We start from the raw sequence: 13,790 nt of genomic DNA, 5'->3' as shown, positions 1-13,790 counted from the left end.
GACCCGTCGCGGGCTACGGGCGGTGGGTGCTGAGCCAGTTCTCGGCGAGGGAGGACACCTCTTCGAGGGTTCCGGGTTCCTCGAAGAGGTGGGTGGCGCCCTCGACGACCTCCAGCCGGCTCTCGCAGCGCAGGCGGGTCTGCGCCTCGCGGTTGAGGGCGAGGACCTGGTGGTCCTCGGAACCGACGATCAGGAGCGTGGGGGCCCGGACCCCGGCGAGCAGGGGGCCCGCCAGGTCCGGGCGGCCGCCGCGGGAGACCACCGCGAAGACCGGTGAGTCCGGGGAAGCCGCCGCGGCCAGGGCGGCCGCCGCGCCCGTGCTGGCGCCGAAGTAGGCCTGCGGGATCGGGGACCTGGTGCCGAGCCAGGCCGTGGCGGCGGCGAGGCGGGCGGCCAGGGTGTCGATGTCGAAGACGTTCGAGCGGTCCGCCTCCTCGGCCGGGGTGAGCAGGTCGAACAGCAGGGTGCCCAGGCCGGCCCGGTTCAAGTCCGCGGCCACCCGGCGGTTGCGCGGGCTGTGGCGGCTGCTGCCCGAGCCGTGCGCGAACACCACCACCGCGCTCGCGCCCGGCGGGAGGGTGAGGTCGCCGGGCAGCCGCAGGCCCGCCGCCTCCACCTCCACTTCCACTTCCACCTCGGCATGTTCCGTCGGGGCCGGCCGGCGCGGCGACTGGGCGAGCAGGGAGACGACCTCCTCGTCCGAGGTCTGGGAGAAGTCCCGGTACCACTGTCCGACCGAGGAGAAGCCCGGCGGTGTGGAGAGGCAGACCACCTCGTCGGCGACCGCGGCCACCCGGGTCAGCGCGTCCGGCGGCGCCACCGGGGCGGCCATCACGACCCGGGCCGCGCCCTGTGCCCGTACGACCTGGCAGGCGGCGGCCGCCGTGGCACCGGTCGCGATGCCGTCGTCGACCACGATCACCGTGCGGCCGCGGAGGTCCTCCTGCGGCCGGTCCGCGCGGTAGCGGGCGGACCGGCGGGTGAGCTCCGACTGTTCCGCCCGTTCGACGGACGCGATGGCCTGCGGGTCGAGCCGGCCGCGGCGGACGATGTCGTCGCTGATCACGCGTACGCCACCTTCTCCGATCGCGCCGAATGCCAGCTCGGGCTGGTACGGGACGCCGAGCTTGCGCACGACGATCACGTCGAGGGGCGCGCCGAGGGCGCGCGCCACGTGGAAGGCGACCGGGACCCCGCCCCGCGGCAGCCCGAGGACGACGGGATGCTCCGCCGCGTACGGGCCCAGCGCCGTGCCGAGTCTGCGTCCTGCGTCGTCGCGGTCCGTGAAGAGCATTTCGGGTCATCCCCAACGTTGCGTGCCGTACTTCGAACCAACCCCTCCCGGCGCTCGCGTGCAACTCGGGTCCGGTGGTCCGTACGAGGGAGGTGGGTCCGGGTCTGTGGGTTTTGGGGGGTGGGTAGGGGTGGGCTGCGTGCGTAGGTTGGTCGTGAGGCCGCGTTGCGCCGCTGACCTGGTGCTTTGCGGTGGGCTCTGACGATGAGGATGGGGCGGCGCGATGCGTGAGCTGGTGGAGACGGCGCAGCGGTGGACGGCCGAGGGGCGGGCCGGATTCCTGGCCCGGCCGGTGGCCGAGCAGGGATTCGGACCGCGGGACCCCGCCGGGGCCCTGCTCGTGGACGTCCGCGGGGAGTGCGTCGGGGCCCTGTACCGGGGGGTCTTCGACGCCGAGCTGGCGGCGGAGGCCGGGGCCATGGCGGCCGGTGCCACCGCGCGGGTGTGTGACGTCTCGGTGGGCGCCGACGAGGCCGTGGAGGCGAAGCTGACCTGCGGCGGTCGGGCCGAGATCCTGCTCCAGCCGCTGTCGGCGGTGCCCGCGCAGTGGTGGGACCTGCTCGGTGAGGGCGCGGGAGTCGCGCTCGTGACCCGGCTGGACGCGCAGGCCGAGCACGCGGTGAGCGAGGTGGTGCGGGCCGTGGACGTACCCGCCGACGACGCCGGGCGGCGTGCCGGCGAGCTGCTGGCCACGCGTCGCCCCGGGCGCGACGCCCTGTACGGGGAGCGCGGGCTGGTGTTCGTCGAGGCGTACCCGTCCGCGCCGTACGTCGTCATCGGAGGCGGCGGCGAACTCGCCGAGATCATCGAGGCACAGGCCCTGCTGCTGGGCTGGGGGGCCGGACTCGTCGGCTCCGTCGCCGAGGCGGAGAAGCAGTTGACCGCGCGCCGGGACACCGCCTGCCTGGTGATGCTGAGCCACGATCCGGAGTTCGACGTGCCGACCGTGCGCACCGCGCTCGCGCTCGGGATCCCGTACGTGGGCGCCCTCGGCTCCCGCAAGACCACGGCGCGGCGGCGCGAGGGCCTGCTCGCCTCCGGGGTGTCCGGGGCGGACCTGGCACGGGTGCACGGGCCGATCGGGTTGGACCTCGGGGCCAGGACGCCCCCGGAGACGGCGCTGGCCATCTGCGCGGAGATCCTGGCCGTCCTCGGGGGCCACGAGGTCCGGGCGCTGCGGGACTCCGACGGACCGCTGCGCTAGTCAGCTGCCGAGTGCCCGCTTGAGCTGGGTCTTGTTCATGTCGGAGCGGCCGCGGATGTTGCGGCGCCTGGCCTCCGCGTAGAGCTGTTCGTACGTCGGCTCCTGCGCGCCCGTGCGGGCGCGCGGGCCGCCGCGCAGGCCGGAGGACGGGCCGGAGGGCAAACCGTCCGGTGACGGCCCGTCCTCGTAGGGGCGTTCTCGTTCGGGCGAAGATCCGCGGGGCATTTTCGGGCTCCCTTCGGGGAGGTCGTCCCGGCGCCTGCCCCGGATTCGGCCCGGTAGTCACGCGCCGGGCGGACGAGGTGACTTTCCCGGCCTTTCGGTGAAACAGTACCTATCGGGGAAAATAGTATGTATGGAAATGACCCTGAGTCTGGACCAGACCCTGACCCACAGCGCGTGGTTCCTGGTCGTCGGGATCGCCGTGGTCGGCTTCCTGCTCGCCGGCTTCAAGCTCGGCCAGCGGGTCCGGGCCAAGGAGCCCCCGCCGCCGACCGCGGAGAGCCAGCCGCACCTGCCCGACGGCGGCGCGGTCTACGAGCTGCGGGAGGAACGTGAACCCGTGGAGATCCCGGAGGGCGGGCTGCGCCCGCACGAGATGCAGGGCTACGGGAACTTCGGTTCCACCACCCACAGCCACCAAGAGGACGCCAGATCCGAGCGGGACTCGGGCTACCGGAACCCGCCGTCGTACCCGGGGCCGCAGCAGCCCCCGAGGGGCGAGCCTCCGGTGTACAAGCCGAGCGGGAACGCATGAGCCGCCACTGACCCGTCCCGCTCGCCCGATCTCCTCTGACCTGCACCACCCCACGGTGCAGGTCAGAGGTCCGTCCGCAGCCTGAGCACCTCCGGCGGCGGGTGCCGGGTCGACGTGTGCCGGACCTCCGCCGTCAGCGGCGGGTCGAGCGGCCGGTACGGGACCTCCCCGAGCCCGATCGCGGTGGCCGTGGCCCCGACGGCCGCGGCCCCGCCCTGCGCGGTGCGGGAGGAAGGGGCGGCTGCGCCCGCGGCCGCCGCCACCGCCACCGCGACCTCCGCCCGCAGCGCGGCCGTCAGCGGGCTCGACACCAGCGGGGTCTCGTCCCCCACCGGCAGCACCAGGACCAGCGCGAGGGGGCGCCGCGGGGTGCCGGTGTAACCGACGACCGCCGCGTCCCGCACCTCCGTGTGCCGCAGCTTCTGCCAGCCGCGCCGGCCCGCCGGGTACGTCTGGTCCAGCCGTTTGACGACCAGGCCCTCGATCCCGCTGGCGGGCAGGGTCTCGTACCAGGTGGCGGCCAGTTCCGGGTCGGTCGTCATCGGGACGGGCTGCAGCGGCGGGCCCAGCGGGAGCAGCAGGTCGACCAGGAGCGTCCGGCGCCGCTCGTACGGGCGCCCGCGCACGTCCAGTCCGGCCAGTTCCAGCACGTCGAACGCCGCGTACGAGGCCGGCAGGCTCTGGGCGAGCACGGCGGCCCGCGCGGCGGTGGCCGCGGCCCGCCGCTGGACGAGGGCGAAGTCGGTGCGGCCCCCGTGCCAGACCACCACTTCGCCGTCGAGGACGGTTTCGGCGGGCAACTGCCGGGCCGCGGCCGCCAGATCGGGAAAGGCGGAGGTGACGATGCGGCCGGAGCGTGCCTGGAGCACCACGTCCTCGGCGGTGCGCACGACGACGAGGCGGTGGCCGTCGTTCTCCAGACTTCGGTGTGTCTCATGAGACACACCGAAGTCCCGTGCGGCCCTCGCTGAGGCGTCGCTGGACGCCCACCAGTTCCGTCATCGACGCAGAGTTGTGACCAGTAGCTTTATGCGATCAGATCAGCCGCGGCGGCCTTCGCGAGCGGCCGATGGCTTGATCGACGGCCACCGGCGTTGCGGGCTTGGCCTGTGTGCAGTTGCCATGTCTATGATCATGAAAGGTCAACGGGGGAGGGCCCAGCATGGGGGATTTCGACCGGGAGTGGGGCCAGTCGCGCGCTGAACGTATCGGGTCAGCAGGTCGGCATGCGACTGAACGGCACGGGTGCCCCGGCAGGGCCACTGGCACCCGGAGGATCGGGGACCTTCGGGTCCACGCCGGCGGGGAAGACGGCGGCTGCGAACACGATCGAGAACGAGCTCGAGGACAAGACGAAGACGTCCACGGAGCACGCGGACGAGGCGACCAATACTGCCGTCAAGGGCTTCGACGGGTGGGACACCGCAACGGGCCTGAAGAAGGTCGGGGAGACCTGGGACAAGCAGGTCGCGGTTCTGATGGGCCGACTCGGTTCGGAGAAGATCGCCCTGCGGGGTGCAACGGGTCTGTTCGTGCGCAACGACATCGGGCTGGGTGACCAGTTCCGGCCGATCGGCCAGTCGAAGCTTCACGGGGTATAGGGGTAGCCGGTGCTTACGTACAACGAAGTGATGACCACGGATCTGGGCCTGCTGACAACGGCGGCCGACAAGTGGGAGTCCATGGCCGGCGAGATCAAGAAGGTCGAGGAGCGGTACAGGGACACGGTCCAGAAGGTCACGATGGGCCCGGACTGGACCGGCATCAGCGCTGGCGTTGCCCACACCAACTTCGCCGGCACGCGCTACGAATACGCCGCCGCCCAGACCCAGGCGAAAGCCGTCGCCTCTCTGCTGCGTGACGCTCACAGCCAGTTCGTCGACCTCAAGAAGAGGCTCGATTCCGTCTGCGCGGATGCCGTCAAGGAGGGACTGGTCGTCGATTCCCAGGGGAACGTGAGTCAGGACCAGAGCAAGCTCACTGGTCAGAATCGCATGTACCTGCGGGATCACCCGGAGGCCGTAGCCGCCCTGAACAAGACGATCGAGGCCTGGTCCCAGCGGATCAGGGATCTCGTTCAGGCCTTCGACGACGCCGATCAGGGCGTCAAGTTGGCCCTCGAAGCCGTCGGTGTCGACAGCAACAAGGACGCCTTCGGCAAGGGTGCCGACGACCAGCTCAACGGCTTCAACGCCGACGCGCAGGGCGACATCGAGGTCTACGAGGCCCGTAACGCCCAGGACATCGCCACCCGCATCAACAGCGGCGAGAAGGTCTCCACCGCCGACTACGCCGAGCTGGACCGTTCCTTCCGCGACAACGCCTCACGCCCGGAGTTCACCCAGACCTTCCTCAACGGAATGGGCGCGGAGAACACGCTGAAGCTCACGAACAAGCTCAACGACCACGCGTACGGCGACGACAAGGGCAACAGGCAGCGCTACCTGGACGTGGAGAAGGGGCTCGCCAACTCCCTGTCGAACGCGATGCAGGACCCCAAGTCCGACTTCTACAAGAACTTCCGCACGCAGCTCGACAAGGCCGGGCTCGCCTCGTACGACCTCAAGGGGGCCGGCAAGGACGTCAACACGGTGGCCCCGGGACACAGCCAGAAAGTCCGCGGCTACCAGAGCCTGGTCACCCTGATGCAGCAGGGGCGACGGCTACTCGGCCCCGTTCCTGCACGACATGGCGGACGACATCCGCAAGGCCGAGGACAAGAAACAGGGCGGCAATCCGGATATCTGGGACCGGTACGGAAACTACGGTGGCACGGACAAGGCTTGGTTCGCCCACGACCCCCTCGACGGCCTCCTCGGCATCATGAGCCGCTACCCTGCCGCCTCCACCTCGTACCTCGATCCGGGTCCCGACGGGAAGAACGACAACCTCCACTACCTGCTCAAGGAGCGGGACTGGGAGATCACCAACACCGCGAGCTGGCGCGGCAACATCGAAATACACGGCCACGACACGGTCGACGCCAGCAACCGGACCGGCCTGGGCGCGGCCATCGAAGCGGGCGCCACCGGCTACCCGCCGCTGGGCGCCGGCCAGGACCCCTGGCCCGCCCTCAAGCACACCGACCCGCAGGCCCGGCTCATGCACAGCGTCATCGAGCAGCTCGGCCCCGCCCAGAGTGTGGACGCGAACCTGCGCGAACCGCTGGCCCGGGCGCTGGGCTCGTACGCGGCAGACACCCACGAGATCCTGGGCGGCCTGGACAGCCGCTACATCTCCGCGATGGGCACCGGCCACTTCCAGGAGGGCGGCACCACCCATATGTCGGCGTCCCAGAAGGACCTGGTCCAGTTCATGCGCGGGCTCTCGGACGATCCGGAGGCCTGCGGCACGCTCCACAAGGCGGAGTCCCGGTACATCGACATCTCGCTGGAACATCTCCCCAAGGGAGCGCAGGGATCGGAGGTGACGAACGCCGTCAACGAGGCGGGTACGGCCCTCGGCACGTTCAGTTCCATCAGGGAGGACGTGATCAACGACGGCCGGATGGCGGGCTACAGCGCAGCGGACTGGAAGGCTAAGGTCGCCTACCACGTCATCGGCGGCGCGGTGACCCCGCTGTACTTCACCACACCCGTCGGTGCTGCCGGCGCCACCATGTCCGTCGCCTTCGGTGACTCGCTCCAGCGCGGCGTCGACACGTGGGCCTGGGAATGGGACAACAGGATGAAGGCTGCGGTCGATGCCAAGGCCAATCCCGCGATTACCGACGAGTACCTCGACGTCAACAACCAGATGCCCATCCTGATTCGCGAGTGGGCGAAGGAACGGCCCGACATTCCCGAAGCCGACGTCCGGAAGCTCACTCGCGACGTGCTCGAAGGACATCTCCGTGGGAACGCGACGGCGCAGAAGTACCTGACGGACACGGCCAACTGAGCCGGGTTGCAAAGAGGAGTGGAGCCATCCATGACGGGAAAGACAGCCCGCCGTACCGTGCCGGTCAAGATGTGGTCGTTGCTTGCGGTATGCCTGGCGTTGCTGGGCGGGCTCGTGGCGTGGCTTGGCTTCGGACGCGACACGGCGGCTCCCTGCAACGGCCTGGCGGGGGATGAGCACGTACGAACGTCCGTTGGAGCTGGTGTCCAGGCCGGGATGAACTGCGCGGCACTGGGCCGGGCCATTGTGAAGGCCACGGCCGCGAGCGAGCCGGGCAAGCACTCGCAGGCGCAGGCCCGGGCCGTGAAGGACGTGCTCTACTCCCCCGGACTCGGCTACACGGAGAATCTCCGGATCGATCCCGCCCTCCGCGTGCCGCTGGCCACCGTGCTCGCGGACTTCGCGGGCGACACTCATGAGATGCTCGCCGGACTCGACTCCCAGTACGTCTTCAAGATGGGCCCGGCCGACGACCCGTGGGAGTCCTCCGGCACCTATCACCTGGCAGTCGGCCACCTCGTCTTCCGCAACGTCGTGCGCGCCGTCTCCCAGGATCCGCAGGCGTACGCGATCCTGCGCCTGGCGGAGACCCGGTACGAGGCCAAGCAGCTCGCCGCCGTCCCGGGCGATGCGACGGGGACCCCCCTCTCGCTCCCGCCGACGGAAAACGCCCGCGCACTCGGCATCCTGGACGGCCTGACCGACAGGTACGCCCGTGACCGGGCGTGGCGGACCGCCGTCCGCGACCGTTTGCTGCGCGAGCCGGCCGCCCAGGGCGGCTACCAGGAGGACCCTGCCGCCTACCTCACGGCGACATGGCTCCAAGGCCTCAGGAACATGCCGGAAGCGGAACTGGCCAACCGCCTCCGCGCCCAAGGAGTCGACATCGCCCGCACATGGACCCAGGCGCGGAACACTGACGAGTCCACTCGGCAGGCTCTGGTCGCCGAAGTGGATCTGAGCGCGCTGAGTGGCTACCGCGAGGCCAAGTCATAGCCCGACTGCCCGGCGCAGCAGGCCCGGGCCTGCTGTTCACGGCATTCCTCGACACGGTGGTCAAGGACTGAGGGGGGTAGGTTCACTCGCCGACGTGGAGCGAATCGGGCTCAGCGCCTACCGCGAGATCAAGCCGTGCTGCGCCATGCGTCAACAAGGCGGTACGGCCGGATGGCAACGCAGGACGGCACTGACAACACCGAGGGTGTCCTGGGCGGATGAAGTTACCCACGCATGGCGCTCTTTGCCGAAGGAGTAGCTGCGACGGGGCTGGAAGGGGATTCAGGCCAGTTTGCGTCGCAAGCGGGTTATGCGCGAGTCCATAGGAACTCTTCTCTCTTCCCCCACAACCTATCGGGCTCACTGCAGGCACGGCGTTCGGATGCAGGACCCGCCGGCTCACCCCTCGAACCGGACGCGCACGAACCTCGCTGTCTCGTGGCGGCCGGCCGTCTCGCGCACCTCAACCAGGACAGGCTCGATCAGAAGGGTGACGATCCCGTGGTCGGGATGTTCGGTCCGCTCTCCCAGGCGGCCGCGTACCGATTCGCCGACCTGCCGAGCCTGCATTCCAGTCAGACGCGGCGAAGTCTTCACGGTTCGGCCGTCGGGAAGCTCCACGAGAAGAGCATGCGGTCGCTGTTCCGGACCGAACACGCCGAGGAGTCTGCCGTCTCGAGTATCGGAGTGCCTGATTTTCCTCCAAGCCCATGTTTCCCCCGGCTGATAGGTCGAATTGAGCGACTTCGCCACGATCCCTTCGACGCCCACGACCCTCATCTCGCGAAACCAGAGGCGTGCGGTCTCCTCGTCCAGCGTGGCCAGCACACGCTGAAGGGGTGGCTCGGCGTCACCCAAAGCCCCACCGAGGAGCTCCCACCGCTCCCACAGAGGCAAGCCCCTGACGTCCATCCCGGGGATGGCGAGGATGTCGAAGGCGATGTAGTAGACCGGAATTCCTGACCGCTCGCGTTCGGCGTGGGATCGAAGCAGATCGGTGAAGTTCAGTCGCCCGTCACGGTAGGCGCAGAGCTCGCCGTCCAGGACGGTTCCGGGCGGGAGATTCTCTTGCAGGTATGCGGAAACCTGCGGGAACTCTCTGGTGAGTTCCCTTCCGGATCGCGACTGCAAGAACGCTCTTCCGCCTTCCAGGATGAAGGCGAGTGCGCGGAACCCATCCAGCTTGAGGGAGTACTGAAGACCTCCAGGCATGCTGTTCTGCTCAGGAATCTCATCGGCCGGCCGCGGACGCATGACATCGAGGGGCGGTTGAAGGACTACCGTCGGCGAGCTCTCTTCCATTCCGCCAGGGTCTGTCTGCCCGGTCTTCGGGGCGGAGTGGGGCTCGCTGGTCCGGCAGGTCTGTCACCGGAACAGCCCCACCCCGCGCGGGCTCGAAGGTCATTCACGGATGGCGTGAGCGCGGTCCAGTGGAATGACGACGGCCGATCTCTTGGCGAGCTGATCGCGGAATGCCGCGTTCTCGGCCAGCAGGGCCGCGATGACGGTGGCCGCGGCGTCGACCTGGTCCTGGAGCTTCCGGCATTCCTGTCGGCTGTTGCGGAGCTTGCCGCGCACTTCACTGAGCTCCTCGCGGCGCTGTCGGTCCAGGGCGGTAGTCGGACTCTCGTCAACTCGGCTGTCCCATTCCGCGAGGGCTGAGGTTGCGCGGTTCATGGTCGCTCGGCTGACGCCGGCCTCGCGCCAGAGGTTGTTCTTGGTGAGCGCGCCGTCGGTTCGGTTCGGCTTGCCCGATAGGAGCCGTTCCATGGCATCCCGGAGTGCCTGCTCGGCCTTGGACGACACGGTCACTGGTCCGCCCTCTTGATCATGAGCTCGACATCCTGCAGTTGCGCGCCGAGCAGGGCCCGCCGGTTCTTGGGGATCTTGGGTGTGTCCAGCAACCTGAGCAAGGAGGAGCGTTCGGCCCGCCAGATGGGCAGGTGCTCAGGACCGAGGACGCTGTTGGCGCACCGGGATGGCTGGCAGCGGTCGAGGAGAGGTCCCCGGTGGCCCTGGGGGACAACGGCGTCTTCCAGGCACTTCGCGCCGACGGGGTCGGCATCGTTCATCGTGCAGTGGTTCAGTTTGCCGAAGCGGATGGAGATCCGGGTGCGTCGCAGGAGGTCGAATTCGACGCGGATGTCTCCGCGCTGGGCCCTTCCTGTGCTGCGGAGGATTTCGGCCTGCTGCCGGACCGCTGCGAAAGCTTCGCGCATGCGCTCGGCTCCGGGGCCGTAACCGATGCTCTCCCCGTGGCTGTCGGAGATGTAGAGGTCCTTGAGCCGCTGGAACCGACGCTCTGCGATGGCGGTGTCCAGGTGGCGGGCCCAGGACGGGTCGTGATCCATGTAGCCCTGCGTGGTGCGGTTGGCCAGGGCTCGGGTGGCGGCGTGCTTGAGCTGCATGCCGACCGCGATCTCGGAGCCAGGGAAATCCTTGGTGAGCATGGCCAGCGTCCGACGGAACATGTGCGGAGTGACGTTCTGTTGCGGAATCTCCGCGAGGCCAGTGACGTGCCGCGAGCGATTGACATGCGTGAGGAAGTCGGTGACAGCATGCCCGCTGACAAATCCCTCGCCGCTGGATCTCGGACTCGCTGATGCGAAGGCCAATTCGTCGTGCTGCGACAACTGCGAGGCGATGTCGATCGCCTCTGCGACGGGGGTGGTGATCCACCAGTGCTTCGTGGGCAGGTCCGGGTCCAGTTTTCGTTTCGTGGATTTCACTGCCGGAGTGCCGTAATGCTCGACGACGGCCCCCTTGACGATCTCGCGGATCTCGCAGTCCCGCATCATCGACAGCGCGGCAACGAACACGTAGCAGGCATTGCGTAGGGTGACGCACTCCAGCCACAGGCTGTGAGGTTGTAGCGAGTGGTGCCACGGTCCGCGGCTCCCATCTGGCCGCGATACCTCGATGAGATCGGCCACCAGGCCCACCTGCGTACGGCCGGCGGCGACGAGCTGTTCGACGACTCCCCGGCGTTCGCGTCCTGGCCTTGACGCGGTGCCGAAGAGCTGGACGTGCCTCGGCGGGGCTCCGATCATCCAGCTGAGCAGTGACCAGTTGACGAGTCCCTCAGCAGTCCCGGCCCCATGCAGGGGAACCGCGTGAGCGGAGTCAGACACCCAGGCTCTGAACAGGCGGTCTGCCTCGGCTGTGCTGATTTTGCGGGCCCGCGCCTGGATGTTCTGCCAGTGGGATTGGGCACGCAGGATATCCGGGGCGAACACGCTGATGTACGTCCACGCGGCGCGGATCAGTGGGAACCAAGTCTGGGGTGCGATCACCGGGGTCTTGAGATCCGGGACGACGGGCTGATTCAGGACCGCGTTGGTGGAAATGCCGGCCCAGGGGTCTCGCTGCAGGCCTCCGGATGCGAGAGCGTGACGGAACCGGTAGAGGGCCTTGATCAGATGGACGTGTCCGAGGGCGCTGGTTGCCTCGCCGGTCTCGCATCGCTGCGTGACGTAGTTCTGAAAGTCAGCGTCGCTCCAGTCGTCGATGCTCGTGGGCAGCCCTTGGGCAGAGCCGAACGCGGCCATGGCCCTCAGATGTCCCATCCGTTGGGCGACGGTCACGACGGACAAAGGGTCGGCCCCGAGGTGAAGTCCGCGAGCGAGGACGGCCGGATGCCGTGGGTTGAGCCAGACCATAGCCAGTTCACGGGCCATGAGATTCCAGTCCGGGCTGAGGTCGCGAAACCAGACGCGCATGCCTGCGGCCTGCATGTTCGGTGCCCGCCGGACCACCCCGTTGAGGTCCCAGCACTCCCTGGAGTCGAACCGTGGAGGTTTCGCCCCCTCCAGCATGGGGTGGGACTGGATGACAGGTTCGTCTTCGCGGAAGATCGATCGGCCATGAGGAAGGAGCAGGTGCTTGGTCATGCGTCGAACTCCACGTGTGCGGCGAGAGGAAGCGGCAGAGTCAGCCCCTGGTCAGCGATGTGTTGGCGAGCCTGCCTGATCTCCGCGTCAGTGCGTGCCTTGATCGCCTCGGTGACGTTGACACGGTTCTGTCCCCAGAGCGCGTGGAAATGCTGCGGAGACAACCGCAGCTGAAGTTGATCCAAGTGAGCGGAGAACAGCAGCAGCTGGGGCAGGTTGGACGGGAGCACGAACGCGTTGCGGCACTCCAGGCAGCGCGTGGGGGCGACGGGGCAAAGCTGGCCCGGCCGTCCGTATGGCGAGTCGAGAGGGTCTCGGCAGCTGGAGACGCCCATATCCATCTGGCCGGCCCGCAGCTGTTCCACTTCCTCGGCGCTGAGGCCCAGGGCGGCGGCCGATCCCGGCTCGTGCAGCGACTCTTCCGCTTCCTCGGTGAGCACGAGCGGACCGTCCAGCGCCTGGGTCAACCAGCGCTGCTGAGCAGCTGTGATGACGTTGCCGGCGATGACCCGCAGCGTGGTGCCGTGGGCGTAGTGGCCGTGGAAGGTTTCCACCGAATGGTCGTCGGCGATGTCGCTGACCCGGCCCTTGAAGGCGATCGCCTTCTCCACCTTGCCGGACTTGCGGAGCCGCCGAATGTCCGCGACACCATCGACGGACAGGTCGTGGACCTTCATCCAGTCTCGGAACGTACCGCCGACCACTCTGTCCATCCGCGAGATCGACAGCGAGGAGGCGGGCAACGACGCTCGGAGGAACAGCGGAACCGGTGCGATGCCGGCCCGCTGGGCCAGCGGCCGGTTCATGTCCAGCAGCCGTCGAATGATCTCCGTGGCGTCCAGCCTCGGCTTGCTCGGATGCAGGATGGACGTGGTGTCCATGGGCGGCGTGCTGAATGCCTGTCGTGTGTGTGAGTGGGCCCGCCACTTACTGAAGGCGATGAGCACGCTGTGTGGGCCGAACTCGATGTCGTCTTCAGTCAGCAGCGTGACCTCCTCCGGGGCCCGACCAGTGATCACCATCAGCAGGACTCGGTACGGCTGAAGGTCAAGGTTGCTCAGGAACAGCTGGCGGACGAGGAATCTCAGCAAGGCCCTCTTGGCGACGAGTGGGGCGATCCCCTGCGGCAGCAAGCCACGCAGCGAATCCGGCATGTCGGACCAGACCGGCAGGTGCTGACTGATCTCACCGCAGGTCCAAGCATCGTTGGCCAGAGCCCAGAGCAGGTTGGCCGGTTCACTCCACCCTCCCTCGGCTGGATCTGTACCACTGGCGGCGAGCTCCCAGCCGCGTCGGATCCTTGCCTCGATGGCAAGGCGGTCGGCCCATGCCGTCTGTACGAGTCTCTTCTTGTCGCTGCGGGTGAACTCGTCGAGTTCCTGTGACTGCCCGCGACGCAGGCCGACAGAGCCGTCCACCCAACCGTGCAGGTGCCCCGCCACGGGACGTTCGCGATGCTCGATCCGGCGGCCCACGAGAATGCGCAACTTGCCCGCGAGCCAGGCCGGCGTCCGTGATCCGGCCTTGTGCTCGGAGGGGCAGCACGCGGATCCACTGGGTGACCGCGTGGTGCAGATCCGGCTCGGCGTGGGCCAGCGATGCCTGACGAGGACGGGGAACTGTGGCGTCGACGTGCTCGCAGAACGCCCTGATGGCCCGCCGGTACTGCCGGTTGGTGCCAGCGTGCAGACCAGCCGCTGCGGCCAGCTCCACCCACTCGTCGGCGAGCTCCGCGGCCAGCGTCTCACA

Annotated in this window: 11 protein-coding genes and 1 pseudogene; 5 read left to right on the top strand and 7 right to left on the bottom strand. The window is 68.7% G+C overall.

Features of this window, described 5'->3' with window-relative positions; translation table 11 throughout:
• Positions 1-13: 13 nt before the first annotated feature.
• Complete coding sequence (locus OHA65_RS25405) at positions 14-1,294, bottom strand: phosphoribosyltransferase (protein ID WP_328763690.1); 1,281 nt, start codon at positions 1,292-1,294, stop codon at positions 14-16.
• Between the two features lie 223 nt (positions 1,295-1,517).
• Between OHA65_RS25405 and OHA65_RS25400 the strand changes: the two genes are divergently transcribed.
• Complete coding sequence (locus OHA65_RS25400; protein WP_328763689.1) at positions 1,518-2,498, top strand: XdhC family protein; 981 nt, start codon at positions 1,518-1,520, stop codon at positions 2,496-2,498.
• Here OHA65_RS25400 and OHA65_RS25395 read toward each other — a convergent pair.
• A pseudogene (locus tag OHA65_RS25395) lies at positions 2,499-2,645 on the bottom strand (plasmid stabilization protein); the annotation flags it as partial. It abuts the gene before it with no gap.
• Between the two features lie 214 nt (positions 2,646-2,859).
• Here OHA65_RS25395 and OHA65_RS25390 point away from each other — a divergent pair.
• Positions 2,860-3,255 (top strand): DUF6479 family protein, encoded by a 396-nt coding sequence (locus OHA65_RS25390; RefSeq protein ID WP_327285422.1) that lies wholly within the window; start codon positions 2,860-2,862, stop codon positions 3,253-3,255.
• Positions 3,256-3,317: 62 nt separating this feature from the next.
• Here the strand turns inward: OHA65_RS25390 and OHA65_RS25385 are convergent, their stop codons facing one another.
• The gene (locus OHA65_RS25385) at positions 3,318-4,199 is read right to left on the bottom strand and encodes an ATP-dependent DNA ligase (protein WP_328763687.1); all 882 of its coding nucleotides are present in this window, start codon (positions 4,197-4,199) and stop codon (positions 3,318-3,320) included.
• A 282-nt stretch (positions 4,200-4,481) separates the two neighbouring features.
• Between OHA65_RS25385 and OHA65_RS25380 the strand changes: the two genes are divergently transcribed.
• From OHA65_RS25380 to OHA65_RS25370, 3 genes are all read left to right on the top strand, one after another.
• Positions 4,482-4,856 (top strand): hypothetical protein, encoded by a 375-nt coding sequence (locus OHA65_RS25380; RefSeq protein ID WP_327285420.1) that lies wholly within the window; start codon positions 4,482-4,484, stop codon positions 4,854-4,856.
• A gap of 1,087 nt (positions 4,857-5,943) precedes the next feature.
• Positions 5,944-7,155, top strand: coding sequence for a DUF6571 family protein (locus OHA65_RS25375; protein ID WP_328763684.1), 1,212 nt, complete (start codon positions 5,944-5,946; stop codon positions 7,153-7,155).
• A gap of 30 nt (positions 7,156-7,185) precedes the next feature.
• Positions 7,186-8,151 carry a hypothetical protein gene (locus OHA65_RS25370; protein ID WP_327285418.1) on the top strand — a complete coding sequence of 322 codons (966 nt, stop codon included), beginning with the start codon at positions 7,186-7,188 and terminating at the stop codon, positions 8,149-8,151.
• 399 nt (positions 8,152-8,550) lie between these two features.
• Here the strand turns inward: OHA65_RS25370 and OHA65_RS25365 are convergent, their stop codons facing one another.
• The 4 genes from OHA65_RS25365 to OHA65_RS25350 form a co-directional block, all read right to left on the bottom strand.
• Positions 8,551-9,453 carry a DNA ligase gene (locus OHA65_RS25365; RefSeq protein ID WP_327285417.1) on the bottom strand — a complete coding sequence of 301 codons (903 nt, stop codon included), beginning with the start codon at positions 9,451-9,453 and terminating at the stop codon, positions 8,551-8,553.
• 99 nt (positions 9,454-9,552) lie between these two features.
• Positions 9,553-9,963 carry a hypothetical protein gene (locus tag OHA65_RS25360; RefSeq protein WP_328763682.1) on the bottom strand — a complete coding sequence of 137 codons (411 nt, stop codon included), beginning with the start codon at positions 9,961-9,963 and terminating at the stop codon, positions 9,553-9,555.
• Entirely contained in the window at positions 9,960-12,041 is a 2,082-nt protein-coding gene (locus OHA65_RS25355) for a hypothetical protein (protein ID WP_328763681.1), read from the bottom strand. The genes OHA65_RS25360 and OHA65_RS25355 overlap by 4 nt, the downstream gene beginning before the upstream one ends.
• Entirely contained in the window at positions 12,038-13,516 is a 1,479-nt protein-coding gene (locus OHA65_RS25350) for a hypothetical protein (protein ID WP_328763680.1), read from the bottom strand. Before OHA65_RS25350 ends, OHA65_RS25355 begins: the two co-directional genes overlap by 4 nt.
• Between the last annotated feature and the right edge of the window lie 274 nt (positions 13,517-13,790).

Origin of the sequence: Streptomyces sp. NBC_00045 (genome assembly GCF_045041095.1) — a bacterium.
Taxonomy (GTDB): Bacteria; Actinomycetota; Actinomycetes; order Streptomycetales; family Streptomycetaceae; genus Streptomyces.
The sequence above is the reverse complement of the archived record's forward strand: the minus strand, read 5'-3'. Positions and strand labels throughout refer to the sequence as shown.